We start from the raw sequence: 13,105 nt of genomic DNA, 5'->3' as shown, positions 1-13,105 counted from the left end.
GAGGATGACGCAGGCTTGTGATATCCCGTCTGCGAAACCATCCATGCCGCGCTTGATGGCAGGCTGGCCGAAGACATCGCTGCCTCCGACCTCCGCTTTGTCTTCGCGCCCCGCTCACCCGATTCAATTTCTCTAAAAACGGACCTACCTTCATGAAATCCCATGTAAAAGCGGTTGTCATCGGCGGCGGCGTCGTCGGCTGCTCGGTGCTCTATCACCTGGCCAAGGCCGGCTGGACCGACATCATGCTGATCGAGCGCTCGGAGCTCACCTCCGGCTCGTCCTGGCACGCGGCGGGCGGCTTTCATACGCTCAACGGTGACCCCAACGTCGCCAAGCTGCAGGCCTACACCGTGCAGCTCTACAAGGAGATCGAGGAGCTTTCCGGCCAGTCCTGTTCGCTGCACCTGACCGGCGGCGTGATGATGGCCGACTCCCCCGAGCGCATGGACTTCCTGCGGCTTGCCCATGCCAAGGGCCGCTATCTCGGCATGGATACCGAGCTGATCACGCCATCCGAGGCCAAGGCGATGTTCCCGCTGATGGATGAGACGAATTTCGTTGGCGCCATGTGGGATCCGGTCGAAGGTCATCTCGATCCATCCGGCACCACGATTGCGTACTCAAAAGCGGCGAAAAAGCTCGGCGCCGAGATCGTGCTGCGCAACCGCGTCGTCGAGCTGACGCAGCAGGTCGACGGCACCTGGAACGTCATCACCGAACAAGGCACGGTTCACGCCGAGCATGTCGTCAACTGCGGCGGCCTGTGGGCACGCGAGATTGGCCGCATGGTCGGCCTCGAACTGCCGGTGCTCGCCATGGAGCACATGTATCTTCTCACCGAACCCATGCCGGAGGTCGAGGAATTCAACAAATCGACCGGCCGCGAGATGATCGGCGTGATGGATTTCAAGGGCGAGATTTACACCCGCCAGGAGCGCAACGGCATCCTGCTCGGCACTTACGAAAAGGCGTGCAAGCCGTGGTCGCCGGTCAACACGCCCTGGGATTTCGGCCACGAGCTGTTGCAGCCCGACCTCGACCGCATCGCGCCGTCGCTGGAGGTCGGCTTCAAGCATTTCCCCGGCATCGAGAAGGCCGGCATCAAGCAGATCATCAACGGTCCCTTCACTTTCGCATTGGACGGCAATCCGCTGGTCGGCCCGGTACAGGGCCTGACCAACTTCTGGTGCGCCTGTGCCGTCATGGCCGGCTTCAGCCAAGGCGGCGGCGTCGGCCTGGCGCTGTCCAACTGGATGGTGCATGGCGATCCCGGCTTCGACGTCTGGGGCATGGACGTCGCCCGCTTCGGCGAATGGGCCAGCCTGCGCTACACCAATGCCAAGGTCCGCGAGAACTATTCGCGCCGCTTCTCGATCCGCTTCCCCAATGAGGAGCTGCCGGCAGCGCGCCCGGCGCAGACGACGCCGCTCTACGACACCATGCTCGCCAACAACGCCGTCATGGGCGACTCGTGGGGCCTTGAGACCCCGCTATGGTTCGCGCCGAAGGGCAAGGAGCCCAAGGATATCGTCTCCTTCCACCGTTCCAACGATTTTGGGCCGATCGGCGAGGAAGTGCGCGCCACGCGCGAGCGCGTCGGCGTCACCGAAATCGCCAACTTCGCCAAATACGAGGTCTCCGGACCGGGGGCGGAGGATTTCCTCAACCGGCTGATGACCAACCGCATGCCGAAGGCGGGCCGCATCGTGCTGACCCCGATGATCAACGAATTCGGCAAGCTGATCGGCGACTTCACCATCGCCAAGGCCGCGGAAGAACGCTTCATGATCTGGGGCTCTTCGGCCGCGCAGAAATATCACATGCGCTGGTTCGAAAAGCATCTGCCGAAGGATGGTTCGGTGCGGATTCACCGCTTCGACCAGACGCTGGTCGGCCTGTCGATTGCCGGACCGAAGTCGCGGGACCTCCTGCAGAAGCTGGTCGATGTCGACATCTCGACCAAGGCCTTCCGCTTCATGGATTTCCGCGAGATGGCGGTCGGCGGCGCGCCCTGCATGGTCAACCGCATTACCTATACCGGCGACCTCGGCTACGAGATCTGGATGGCGCCGGCCTATCAGCGCTTGGTTTACAAGGCGATCAAGGATGCAGGCGAAGAATTCGGCCTGGTCGATTTCGGCATGCGCGCCCTGCTGTCGATGCGCCTGGAAAAGAACTTCCCGACCTGGTTCCGCGAACTCAGGCCGATCTACGGACCGTTCGAAGGCTCGATGGACCGCTTCATCAAGCTGGAGAAGAACGACTTCATCGGCCGCGACGTGGCCGCCAGGGAACGGGCCGAGGGACCGAAGCTGCGCCGCGTGTCCTTCATCGTCGAGGCGGCCGACGCCGATGTGATGGGTGACGAGCCGATCTGGGCCAAGGTCAGCAAGGACTACGGTACGGTGGAAAAGCCGCATGGCTTTGGCGCGCCGCGCTTCGATGCAGCGGGCAAGGAACTGCGTGGTTCCAAGGCGGCGCAAGGCGCGTCCGCCGTGCGCGGCATCGTCGACGGCGACTGGCGCGTGGTCGGTTGGGTGACCTCTGGCGGCTATGCACACTACGTCCAGAAATCGATGGCGCAGGGCTATGTGCCGGCGGCGCTGGCCGAGGATGAAAGCGCCGGCGTGTTCGAGATCGAGATTCTCGGCCATCGCCGTCCGGCCCGCATCAATGTCGAGCCGCCGTTCGACCCGAGCGGCGAGAAGATGCGGAGCTGAGGTTTCGCCATGGACAGCGCGGCGCCAAAGGGGAGCTTCGGCCGCCACCGCAAGATCATGCCGTTTGTATCAGGCTCGATCGAGGCGCTGCGCGACGCCTCCCGCCAGAAGGCGGCCGATCTCAACCAGCATGTGCTGGGCTACGGCGCGATAGCCGAAGCGGAATGGGCGGCGGCGGGCATTGCCGCCCCCGACTTGGCCGAAATGCGCCAATACCGGCTGGGGCGCATCCGCGCCGAGCTGAGGCGCCGCGGCTATGCCGGCGCGCTGCTCTACGATCCCGTCAACATCCGCTATGCCACCGATTCCACGAACATGCAGCTTTGGGTGGCGCACAACCCGACACGGCATTGTTTCGTTGCCACCGAGGGGCCGGTGGTGCTGTTCGACTATTTCTCCTGCGAGCATCTGTCGGACCATTCCGGCGTTGTCGACGAGGTTCGCCCCGCCGTCTCGTGGATGTATCTCTACAGTGGCGAGCTCACCGAGCAGAAGGTCCGCCGCTGGGCGGCCGGGATCGCCGATCTGGTGCGGGAACATGGCGGTGGCAACGGCCGCATCGCGGTCGACCACATCAACCCGGAAGGCGTCGAGGAACTTGCCCGGCTTGGCATCTCCATCGGCAATGGCGAAGCGGTGATGGAGAATGCGCGGCTGGTCAAATCCCCGGACGAGATCCTTGCCATGCGCCGCGCCATCCTCGCCTGCGAGGCGGCAATGGGCGAAATGGAACAGGCGCTGAAGCCCGGCATCTCCGAGAATGAATTATGGGCCGAACTGCATCGCGGCAACATTGCCCGCGGCGGCGAATGGATCGAAACCCGGCTGCTGGCCTCCGGCCCGCGCACCAACCCGTGGTTTCAGGAATGCTCCTCGCGCCTCATCGAGGCAGGCGATCTCGTCGCCTTCGATACCGATTTGATCGGCCCCTATGGCTTCTGTGCCGATCTGTCGCGTACCTGGCTGTGCGGGGATGTGAAGCCAACCGACGAACAACGCGACCTGTTCCGCATCGCCGCCGACCAGATCGCCCACAACACGCAACTGATGCGGCCGGGCATCTCCTTCCGCGATCTCGTCGAGCGCTCGGCGGTGCCGCCCGGCGACTGTTTCCCGGCCCGCTATGGCGTGCTCTACCATGGCGTCGGGCTGGCCGACGAATACCCGACCTTGCCTCATGCCGACGACTGGACATCGGACACGCCGGACGGTGTGATCGAGCCAGGCATGGTGCTGTGCGTGGAAAGCTATATCGGCAGGCTCGGCGGGCGCGAGGGCGTCAAGATCGAGGAACAGATCCTGATCACCGGCACCGGCAACGAAAAGCTTTCAACCTATCCGCTGGATGCGAGGCTGCTCGGCTAAGCCGGCAAGGGCCTCGCGCATCGCGGCAACCGCTTTTTCCGGCGTCGCTTTCGCGGTGATGAAGGGCAGGCCCTTGCGAAGGCCCGTCCAGCCGACGACCTTCACTTGCCGGGCCGCCGGTTCGAAGCGCTGCGCCAACGCCCAGCTCTCGCAGTCGATCGCCGCGACATCGGCCCTGCCCTCGGCCACGGCGACGATCGAAGCGCGATGTCCGCCGCTTTCGCTGCGCGAGGAAAACACATCGAGGCTTTCGCCCAGCGCCTGTAGATCGCGCGTCGGCGCGATGATACCGGACATGGAATCGAGGCTGTTGAAAGTGAAGCGTTTGCCGCGGATCAGATCGAGCGGGATGACGGGCCTGCCATTGGCAGGCGCAGGCACGGACGCCTTGCCGTCCGCCCGCATCACCAGCGCGCTCGAATAAAGCTCGCCCTGGCCGCCTTCGTAGAGGTCATAGCTCGGCTGGCCGACAAGCTGCACATGGCTGGTCAGGCCAAGCTCCATCGGCCCCCAGCAAGTCTGCGCGAACAGCAGTGCGGGATGCAGCCAGAGCTGGTGAAAATCGAGCGCGTCCGGCGGCAGTGTCGCTGGATCGGGCGCGATCAGGACGCCGGCGTCGTCAAGGATGCCGCCCGGCACCGGCGGCAGATCGCCGTTGCGGCGAATGACGGACTCCGGCGCATCGATTATCCCCCCTTGCCGGAAGGCATCGCGCAGCAGTGCCCATTGGGCGTCGACCTCGCGGCGCGCCTCAGGCCAGTCATACATCGGCAGCGCTGCAACGAATTCGCTCATGCCGGGATTTGACCATCAAATCTGGAGAGAGGTTCGCAAAAACGCGGCGCCGGATTTGAGATAGCCGACACCGTCGGTCGTGTCGCAGGATTCATTCCTTGGGCGGCTCGGCCGGGACCGGCGCCGTGCCGAGCCCACTGATGCTGCGCGCCCTGATGCGCGGCTTGAATGCCCTGCCCGGTTCCGGCTGACGCCGCAACACCGGATGCACGATCGGCTCCTTGGCCTTGAAAGCATAGGACCTGATCAGCGCGAAATAGTTGGGATAGGCATAGCCATTGTTCATCCGCAGCCATTCCTCGCGACGCTCGCGAAACAGCTGAGGCAGCCGGTACCAGGCCACCGTCGGGGTCTTGTGGTGGACGAAGTGCAAATTGTTGTTGAGGAACAGGAACGACAGCGGCGAGCGCTCGATGATCACCGTGCGGCCTTCCGGATGCTCGGACCATTGATGCTCCGCAAAGGTGCGGATCGCGATCAGCGACTGGCCGAGCCACACAGGCAGAATATAGAGCCAAAGCGGAATGCCGAAGCCGAACTGCACGATCGGCGCCACGATGGCGAGGCCGATCGCATGCAGCAGCCAGGCTTTGCGGATGGCCTTGTCGCCGGCCACCATATGTTTAGCGTCGTCGATGAAGAAGCCGATGCAGGACAGCCAGGGACCGAGGAAGAACCGGCCGGCCATGGTGTTGTTGATCTTGAGCAGGAATTTCATTGCCCGCGGCAGGTCGTCATGCTGCCACAGCGCCTGGTAGTAGCTCTCCGGATCGTCGAGCGGATCGGTCAGGCGCTCGTCGGCATGGTGGCGCAGGTGAAGCGTCTTGAAACGGCGGAACGGCCAGACCAGACCGATCGGCAGGAAGACGAAAGCCTCGTTGATCAGCGCATTGCGCGTCGGATGGCCGTGCAGCACTTCGTGCATGATCGACGACTGGAGTGCCAGGATGAAACCGAGGAGAGCGAGTGCGGGGATCGGGTAGGACGGCCAGAGCAGCAGACCGGTGGCGAGCCATGCTCCGTAACAGAAGAAAGCGAGGGCTACGGTCGGCCACTCGATGGCCGGTGTGTTGCGTCGCCTTATGCTCTTGCCAGTCATGCTATCGACCACCGCCCCTCAGTCGCCGGAACCCCAGTGGCTCCTGACAGCATAGTGTCAGGAGAAACGATTCGACTCAACGAGACAAAGTGTACAAAATGTTGCGATTGCGCATTTTCAACCGCACCTGTTACAGATTGTAAACATACCTAGAGATTCATTTGCGCCAGAAGCGCCTCGTGGGGGGGTTCCGGCGAAAATTTTTCCTCATGATTCGGGAGTTGGGAGATGGACAAACGAGATCTGTCAGCAATCTTTCGGGAGCGTCTCAAGCTGCTCCTGACAAGGTCCGACCTCAACCAGTCCGCCTTCGCCACCGCCGTCGGCATCGATCGGTCGGCGCTGTCGCAGCTGATGTCGGGCGCGTCGACGCGCCTGCCGCGGGCCGAGACGCTGCTCAACATCGCGGCCGAGTTCAAAGTGTCGCTGGACTGGCTGCTCGGCCTCAGCCAGGACGAGGGCGTCACCGGTGAAATCCGCGAAAGCCTGGAGATCGAGGAAGCCCCCGACGGTTTTGACCGCACGCTTCTGGCCAGATGGTTCGCCGAGGCCGCCGGCACCAAGATCCGCTACGTGCCGGCCGGCATCCCCGATCTTCTGCGGACGCACGCGCTGGTCGACTATGAGGCAAACATCACCAACAGGAGCCGGCTCGCACAGGCAAATGAGACGCAATACCGCATCGAATACAACCGGCGCCCGGAAACCGACATGGAAGTCTGCATGCCGCGACACACGCTGGAGATTTTTGCGCGCGGCCTCGGCGTCTGGGACCGCTTCCCGGAGGCCGACCGTCGGCAGCAACTCGCCCATATGGCGACGTTGCTTGACGATCTCTACCCGACTTTCCGCCTGTTTCTCTACGATGGCCGTATGCGCTATTCGATCCCGCTCACCATCTTCGGGCCCTACCGTGCCGCCATCTATGTCGGCGACATGTATGTCGTGCTGAACGCCACCCAGCCGGTCCAGGCATTGACCCGGCATTTCGACAATCTGATCCGGGCCGCCGACGTCAATCCGCACGAGGCGGCCGCGTTCGCGCGCAATCTGGCCGACATGTCGTTTTCCGCTGGTTCCGCATGACCACTGGCGACGGTTACGGCGCCTTTGGCTGCGACGCTGCCGTCGCTATTTCATTGACTAGATATAAAGACTTCTTTATATCCTTATCCGAATTCAGAATATGAAAGCCAATCCGATGACGACGACCAACCCGATCGACGCGCTGCTGGCGCAAAAAGGCGTGCTTTTGGCTGACGGCGCCACCGGCACCAATTTGTTCGCAATGGGTCTGGAGGCCGGCGAGGCGCCTGAGCTGCTGAACGAGACCGCCCCGGACACCATCACCAGCCTGCACCAGAATTTCGTCGACGCCGGCGCCGACATCATCCTGACCAATTCGTTCGGCGGCACCCGTCACCGGCTGAAGCTGCATCATGCGCAGGACCGCGTGCACGCGTTGAACAAGCGCGCCGCCGAGATCGCCCGCGCGGTTGCCGACAAGGCCGGTCGCAAGGTGATCGTCGCCGGCTCCGTTGGCCCCACTGGTGAGTTGCTGGTGCCGCTTGGCGCCATGACCTATGACGAGGCGGTAGACGCCTTCGCCGAGCAGATCGAAGGCCTCAAGGAAGGCGGCGCCGAGGTCGCCTGGATCGAGACCATGTCGGCGCCCGACGAGATCCGCGCCGCCGCCCAGGCGGCGATCCGCGTCGGCTTGCCCTATACCTATACCGGTTCCTTCGACACCGCCGGCCGCACCATGATGGGCCTGCTGCCGAAGGACATACACGGCGTCGCCGACGGCTTGTCGCAAGCACCGCTCGGCGTCGGCGCCAATTGCGGCGTCGGCGCTTCCGACATCCTCGCCTCGCTGCTCGACATGACGCAGGCGAAGCCGGAGGCGACGGTGATCGTCAAGGGCAATTGCGGCATTCCCGAATTCCGCGGCACCGAAATCCACTATTCCGGCACGCCCGAATTGATGGCCGACTATGTGCGCCTTGCCGTCGATGGCGGCGCGAAAATCATCGGCGGCTGCTGCGGCACCTCGTTCCAGCACCTGGCCGCCATGCGCAAGGCGCTCGACGCCCACACCAAGGCGGATCGTCCGACCGTCGAGACGATCGTCGAGCGCATCGGTCCGATGCGCAACAAGGTGGCCACGGCGAACACCGCCGAGACCGGCGAGGCCCGCCGCGAGCGTCGCCGCGGCCGGGCCTGACTTGGTCGGGTTAGATCACTCGCTGTTGTCGGCGTAGCTCGACTGCGCCGATTTGAGATCGACGACATTGTCGCCGCGCATCGTCATCAGCGCTCCGGATGAAACCGGATCGGTGATCTGCTCCAGCATGATGCGGAAACGCTCGTTGGTCAGAGCCGACATGGCGGTGTGGCGCGCCTGCGCGACATCGTCGCCGATGCGCCTGGATTCGGCCGATTGGGCTGGTGAACCCGCCGAAGCGTCCCGTGCCGGTGGTGTCGAGTTGGCGGTAGTCCTGATCTGCAATTCCGGCTCCCTCAAGCCCCTATATCTGTCCGGCGTAGCAACAGGAAATTGCGATCCGGTACCGGAAATGCCGCGCAATTTAACGATCGCAGATTCCGAAAAAAGGCCGGCAAGGGTGAAATCCCTCGCCGGCCTGCCTCACCCGCCCGTGGGTCGGTTCCTCCGTCGGAACGATCTCATCTGAAGAAACCGGCCGTCATCACTACCGATTGCCGCCCAGCGCGGAGGCAAGGCGCACAAGCGACAGGAACTCGGACCTGTACCCAAACGGGTCGGCTCCCCGGGCTCCAGTGGCGATCTCCATGATCTTGTCATAGCCGAACTTCGCCGTCGCATCCTCGTCGCGCAGCTTCTGGCCGAACGCCGCGACGGCGACGGAGAAACGTTGGTCGGCGCTGGCCTGGTCGAAGGACGCCACCTCGTTGGCCGACGTCACCGGCGTGGTGATCAGCTTCGAGACGTCCTCGTTGGGCAGCTTGTAGCGGATCTTGACGAAGGCGTATTCGTCCGCATTGGCGACGCCGCCATTGTTCACCGCGGCCTGACCATAGCGCAGCGGTTCGATCCGTTCGCCGCCGCTACCCTTGGGGGTGATCTCGTAGATGGCGGTGACCGAATGGCCCGAGCCGATCTCGCCGGCATCGACGCGGTCATTGTTGAAATCCTCGCGGTTCAAGGCGCGGGTCTCATAGCCGATCAGCCTATATTCCGAGACCTTGGCGGGATTGAACTCGACCTGAATCTTGACGTCCTTGGCGATGGGGAACAGCGTCGAGGAGGAATCCTCGACCAGCACCTTCTCGGCCTCGGCCAGGGTGTCGATATAGGCGGCGGTGCCATTGCCGTTCTGCGCGATGGTCTGCATCATCTGGTCGTTCAGATTGCCGCGGCCGAAACCGAACACCGAAAGGAAGACGCCGCTCTTGCGCTTTTGTTCGATCAGGCGCTTGAGATCGTCGTCGTCGCTCTGGCCTACATTGAAGTCGCCGTCGGTGGCGAGCATCACGCGGTTGACGCCGTCCTTGATGAAGGACTGCTCGGCCAATTTGTAGGCCTCCTTGATGCCCGCCTCCCCGGCGGTCGAGCCGCCGGGTTGCAAATTGTCGATGGCGTTGAGGATCTTGTCCTTCTCTGCAACCTTCGTCGGCATCAGCACCGTGCCGGCATCGCCCGCATAGGTGACGATCGAGATGGTGTCGTCGGACTTCAGCTTGCTGACCAGCAGCCGGAATGCCGACTTGAGGAGCGGCAGCTTGTCCGGCTCGTCCATCGAGCCCGAGACGTCGATCAAAAACACCAGATTGGCCTTGGGCTGCTCGGCCGGCTTGACGTCGAAACCCTTGATGGCGACATGCATCAGCTTGCTGTGTGCGTTCCACGGCGTCGGCATGACGCTGACGGTCGAATTGAACGGCGTCGACGCGGAGGCCGGCCCCTTCCAGTCATAGGGGAAGTAGTTGATCATCTCCTCGACCCGCACCGTGTCGGCCTGCGGCAGGAAGCCCTCCTTCAGCGAACGGCGCACGAAGGAATAGGAAGCGGTGTCGACATCGATCGAAAAGGTCGAAACCGGGTCCTCGAGTGCCGAATGCACCGGATTGGTCTTGAAATCCTGGACGCGATCGCGGTTTTCCTCCGGTGGTGCGATCTGGTCCGCCGGCGCCATGGCGGGCTGCTGCGGTACCATCGTTTTGGACATGCGTGCGGCTCGCGACGTGCTGGGCGCGGCAGTGCTATCCAGGGCGAACTCGCCCGTTGGCGCAGGTGGTGCAGGTTCCGCCGGCGCAACCTGTTCCTGCGCATTCTGCGGTGCCAAGCCTCCGGCAACGGCCGATTCGGATTTGCTCGGCGCCGCCAAGGCGTCTTTTGCGTCGCGGCTTTCCGCGTCGGCCTTCTTGTCTTTCTCAGGCGCGCTCGTTGCGAGCGGTTCGTTGATCGCCTGATCGCCCGTCGCCTGTTTGGCCAGCGGCTTCACCGTGGCGGGCTTGTCGGCTAGCGTCTCGGTGATCTTCTCGCCACCACCGAAAGTCGACGGCTGCTCCCTCAGCATATGGAAAGTGGCGTATCCGGCGATCGGCAGGGCGACGAGCCCGGCAATGGCCGGCGTGGCAATGAGTTTCTTTTGCATGATTTCGCTCCAGAGCTTTCGTGCTCGCTCTGTGAGACGAAGACCGCCGACCGATCCTTGGGCGGCGGCGGAAATATTTTCCTCATCATAGGCGCGCATGGCGGCTTCGAAGGCGCGCGCCTTCGCGCTCTCGCCGGGTGCTGGTGCTGCGATGTCGTGCAGCCTTCTAAGGTCCTTGTCGTCGACCATGGTCACACTTCCCCGGCCGAGCGCATCAACGTCTTCAGCCGTTTCTTCGCTTCATGGATGTGCCAGGAAACCGTCGCCTCCGAGATCGCCATCGCCTCGGCGGCGGCGGCGTGGCTCAGGCCCTCGCCATAGACCAGCAGCACGGCGTCGCGCTGCTTGTCCGGCAGTCGCCGCACCGCGGCCCACAGCGCCTCGGCAGGGTCTTCCGGCTCTTCGCAATTCTCGCCCGAAATCAGCGCATGGACGCCATAGGCTTCGGTCTTGACCGTCTCGCGGGCGCTCTTGCGCATCATGTCGCGCGCGGCGTTCAGCGTCATGGCATAAAGCCAGGTGGTGAAGGCGCTGCCACCGCGATAGTCGCGGATCGACTTGCCGAGCCGGACGCAGACTTCCTGGGCGATGTCTTCGGCATCGGCCTTCCGGCCGCACCAGCGATAGGCGGCGCGATAGACGAAGTCGTAGTGCCTTTCGAGCAACGCGCCGAAAGCCCCCTTGTCTCCGCCCTTCGCCCGCCCGATCAGCTCGGCGTCGGAGGCTTCGCTCCCATCCAGCATCATCGCCGTCATTTGCCTGTTGGACGAAGGCTAATGGCCAGTCCTTGGGGTGAGGGAAAGATTTTTTTGGAAAGCAGTTTTCCTTCACCCCGTTTACGGGATGAAGGTGCCCAAGGATGGGCGGCGCGAGCTCATGAAAGTTTGGGTCCACTGCGTCCAGCAAATTGGGCTGGGTTTGCGTTTGGGCCGAAGGAGCTACCCGAGTGTCTCGGAAAACAGGGTGATCAACCGGTTCCAATGCCGCTCGGCGCCAACTTCATTGTAGACGCTGTGGTCCGGCACGCACCAGCCATGCGCCATGCCGACATAATTCTCCAGCACGTAATCGATTTCCGCCACCCTGAACGCCTCGGCGAGCCGCGCCGACTGTTCGGGCGGAAAACTCCTGTCGACGCCGGCCATGCCGACATGGACGCGTGCCTTGACCGACCCCGCCTTGCGGTGCGGACTGTCGGCCGCGTCGCTGGCGAGATTGCCGCCATGGAAACTGGCCGCCGCCCTGATACGATCCGGATAGAAGGCGGCTGCGTTCAGCGCCCGCGCGCCGCCCATGCAATAGCCGACAACGCCGATCGGCCCGGTGACGCCTTCGGCAGCGAGTGCGTCGAGGAAGGCGCCGCTGTCGGCAATCGTCATTTCCTGCGTCGTGCCGCTGATCAGCGCCATCAGCGGCACTTTGGTTTTTTCCTCGACGAAGGCGGTCTTGGCATCGAACGGACCGTAGGGCGCGTTGCGATAGAAGAGATCGGGCACCAGAACCGCGTAGCCCTCCTCCGCCAGCCGCTCGGCCATGCCTTCGAGCGCGGGGCGCGGGCCGAAAGCATCCATGTAGAGGATGACGCCGGCCTTGGCCGGGGAAGCGTTGACCGGGCGGAACAGCCCCGCCCTCGCCATACCGTCCCTGGTCTTGATCTGAAGGTCCTGTTTCGCCATCGCCAACTCCGTTCGGTTGCTGGGCGATACATATCCGGGCAGGCCGGCAGGGCAAGCTGTTGCCTGATTTTGGCAGTCAACATTTCGTGCGGCAGCGCGACGAGCTTACAGGCCTGCGAACGCTGACATGTGAAAGACCTGCACGTCCGGGGGGTAGCGATAGGCCACGCCATAGGGACAGGCATTGCGGTCAAGGCAGCCTCCGTCACGGCAGGGGTCGCCACTCGGCCCGCGCACATGCGCCAGGCAGGCTTGATGGGCGAACCCCTCTGCGGAATAGGCGTCGACCGGGCAGGCTTTCAGGCAGGGTTTATCGACGCAGGCGTCGCAGAGATGGATCGCCTCGCGAGTCTCCGGAAGCGCGATCTCGTCCGCGAACAGCAGCGCGCCGCGATAGGCATGCCAAAGCCCATATCGCGGATGCATGAGGATGCCGAGCGGTGACGGCTTCAGGCCCTCGGCCCGCGTCGCCCATTGCTGGAACGGCAGATAGGGCTTGTCGGAAGGCGACACGGCGCGTGCGCCGAATTCTTCCGCGACCGCGCCAATGACCTGCCGGGACCAGGTATCGAGGGGATCGGCGATGGCCTGTGATTGACTGTCGCGCCAGCGCAGGAAATGCGGCCAGGGTGCCGCCCCCGCCTGCCCTATCAGGAGCGCCGACCTGGCCGGTGCACCGGAGCGGCCACAAGGCGCCGCCTCGCCATCGGCAAAGGTGAAGCCGCCACGCAGGATGAGGCCGTTGGCGCCAAGCGCGGCCGCAATCTCCTCCATCCTGCCGCGTGAAAGAATCATACCTTGTTGACCGGA

The 13,105-nt window shown here is 63.6% G+C and carries 11 protein-coding genes; 4 read left to right on the top strand and 7 right to left on the bottom strand.

Annotated elements, in window-relative coordinates:
* Window positions 1-152 precede the first annotated feature (152 nt).
* Together FJ964_RS16495 and FJ964_RS16490 are read left to right on the top strand one after the other, a co-directional pair.
* On the top strand, window positions 153-2,723 hold the full coding sequence (locus FJ964_RS16495; protein ID WP_140551370.1) for an FAD-dependent oxidoreductase: 2,571 nt from the start codon (window positions 153-155) through the stop codon (window positions 2,721-2,723).
* A gap of 9 nt (window positions 2,724-2,732) precedes the next feature.
* The gene (locus FJ964_RS16490) at window positions 2,733-4,088 is read left to right on the top strand and encodes a Xaa-Pro peptidase family protein (protein WP_140551369.1); all 1,356 of its coding nucleotides are present in this window, start codon (window positions 2,733-2,735) and stop codon (window positions 4,086-4,088) included.
* Here the strand turns inward: FJ964_RS16490 and FJ964_RS16485 are convergent.
* On the bottom strand, window positions 4,053-4,883 hold the full coding sequence (locus FJ964_RS16485; protein WP_140551368.1) for a PhnD/SsuA/transferrin family substrate-binding protein: 831 nt from the start codon (window positions 4,881-4,883) through the stop codon (window positions 4,053-4,055). The genes FJ964_RS16490 and FJ964_RS16485 overlap by 36 nt on opposite strands.
* A 91-nt stretch (window positions 4,884-4,974) precedes the next feature.
* Window positions 4,975-5,982 carry a fatty acid desaturase gene (locus tag FJ964_RS16480; RefSeq protein WP_140551367.1) on the bottom strand — a complete coding sequence of 336 codons (1,008 nt, stop codon included), beginning with the start codon at window positions 5,980-5,982 and terminating at the stop codon, window positions 4,975-4,977.
* A gap of 228 nt (window positions 5,983-6,210) precedes the next feature.
* Between FJ964_RS16480 and FJ964_RS16475 the strand changes: the two genes are divergently transcribed.
* Together FJ964_RS16475 and bmt are read left to right on the top strand one after the other, a co-directional pair.
* The gene (locus FJ964_RS16475) at window positions 6,211-7,068 is read left to right on the top strand and encodes a helix-turn-helix transcriptional regulator (RefSeq protein ID WP_140551366.1); all 858 of its coding nucleotides are present in this window, start codon (window positions 6,211-6,213) and stop codon (window positions 7,066-7,068) included.
* A 115-nt stretch (window positions 7,069-7,183) separates the two neighbouring features.
* On the top strand, window positions 7,184-8,206 hold the full coding sequence (gene bmt / locus FJ964_RS16470; RefSeq protein WP_181172501.1) for a betaine--homocysteine S-methyltransferase: 1,023 nt from the start codon (window positions 7,184-7,186) through the stop codon (window positions 8,204-8,206).
* Between the two features lie 15 nt (window positions 8,207-8,221).
* Here the strand turns inward: bmt and FJ964_RS30995 are convergent, their stop codons facing one another.
* The 5 genes from FJ964_RS30995 to FJ964_RS16445 all read right to left on the bottom strand — a co-directional run bounded on the left by FJ964_RS30995 (window position 8,222) and on the right by FJ964_RS16445 (window position 13,090).
* Window positions 8,222-8,491, bottom strand: coding sequence for a hypothetical protein (locus tag FJ964_RS30995; protein WP_181172500.1), 270 nt, complete (start codon window positions 8,489-8,491; stop codon window positions 8,222-8,224).
* Between the two features lie 202 nt (window positions 8,492-8,693).
* Window positions 8,694-10,808, bottom strand: coding sequence for a VWA domain-containing protein (locus FJ964_RS16460; RefSeq protein WP_140551364.1), 2,115 nt, complete (start codon window positions 10,806-10,808; stop codon window positions 8,694-8,696).
* 2 nt (window positions 10,809-10,810) lie between these two features.
* Window positions 10,811-11,374, bottom strand: coding sequence for an RNA polymerase sigma factor (locus FJ964_RS16455; RefSeq protein WP_140551363.1), 564 nt, complete (start codon window positions 11,372-11,374; stop codon window positions 10,811-10,813).
* Between the two features lie 183 nt (window positions 11,375-11,557).
* Window positions 11,558-12,295, bottom strand: a complete 738-nt coding sequence (locus FJ964_RS16450; protein WP_140551362.1) for a dienelactone hydrolase family protein — start codon at window positions 12,293-12,295, stop codon at window positions 11,558-11,560.
* A 105-nt stretch (window positions 12,296-12,400) separates the two neighbouring features.
* On the bottom strand, window positions 12,401-13,090 hold the full coding sequence (locus FJ964_RS16445; RefSeq protein WP_140551361.1) for a 4Fe-4S dicluster domain-containing protein: 690 nt from the start codon (window positions 13,088-13,090) through the stop codon (window positions 12,401-12,403).
* Between the last annotated feature and the right edge of the window lie 15 nt (window positions 13,091-13,105).

It is taken from the genome of Mesorhizobium sp. B2-3-2 (genome assembly GCF_006442295.1).
In the GTDB taxonomy this organism is placed as follows: domain Bacteria; phylum Pseudomonadota; class Alphaproteobacteria; order Rhizobiales; family Rhizobiaceae; genus Mesorhizobium.
Note: the sequence above shows the minus strand (reverse complement) of the source record. Positions and strands in the feature narration are given on the sequence as shown.

Coding starts and splice junctions, on each gene's coding strand:
- FJ964_RS16495 (WP_140551370.1), top strand. CDS start 153: ATGAAATCCCATGTAAAAGCGGTTGTCATCGGCGGCGGCGTCGTCGGC.
- FJ964_RS16490 (WP_140551369.1), top strand. CDS start 2,733: ATGGACAGCGCGGCGCCAAAGGGGAGCTTCGGCCGCCACCGCAAGATC.
- FJ964_RS16485 (WP_140551368.1), bottom strand. CDS start 4,883: ATGAGCGAATTCGTTGCAGCGCTGCCGATGTATGACTGGCCTGAGGCG.
- FJ964_RS16480 (WP_140551367.1), bottom strand. CDS start 5,982: ATGACTGGCAAGAGCATAAGGCGACGCAACACACCGGCCATCGAGTGG.
- FJ964_RS16475 (WP_140551366.1), top strand. CDS start 6,211: ATGGACAAACGAGATCTGTCAGCAATCTTTCGGGAGCGTCTCAAGCTG.
- bmt (WP_181172501.1), top strand. CDS start 7,184: ATGACGACGACCAACCCGATCGACGCGCTGCTGGCGCAAAAAGGCGTG.
- FJ964_RS16460 (WP_140551364.1), bottom strand. CDS start 10,808: ATGGTCGACGACAAGGACCTTAGAAGGCTGCACGACATCGCAGCACCA.
- FJ964_RS16455 (WP_140551363.1), bottom strand. CDS start 11,374: ATGACGGCGATGATGCTGGATGGGAGCGAAGCCTCCGACGCCGAGCTG.
- FJ964_RS16450 (WP_140551362.1), bottom strand. CDS start 12,295: ATGGCGAAACAGGACCTTCAGATCAAGACCAGGGACGGTATGGCGAGG.
- FJ964_RS16445 (WP_140551361.1), bottom strand. CDS start 13,090: ATGATTCTTTCACGCGGCAGGATGGAGGAGATTGCGGCCGCGCTTGGC.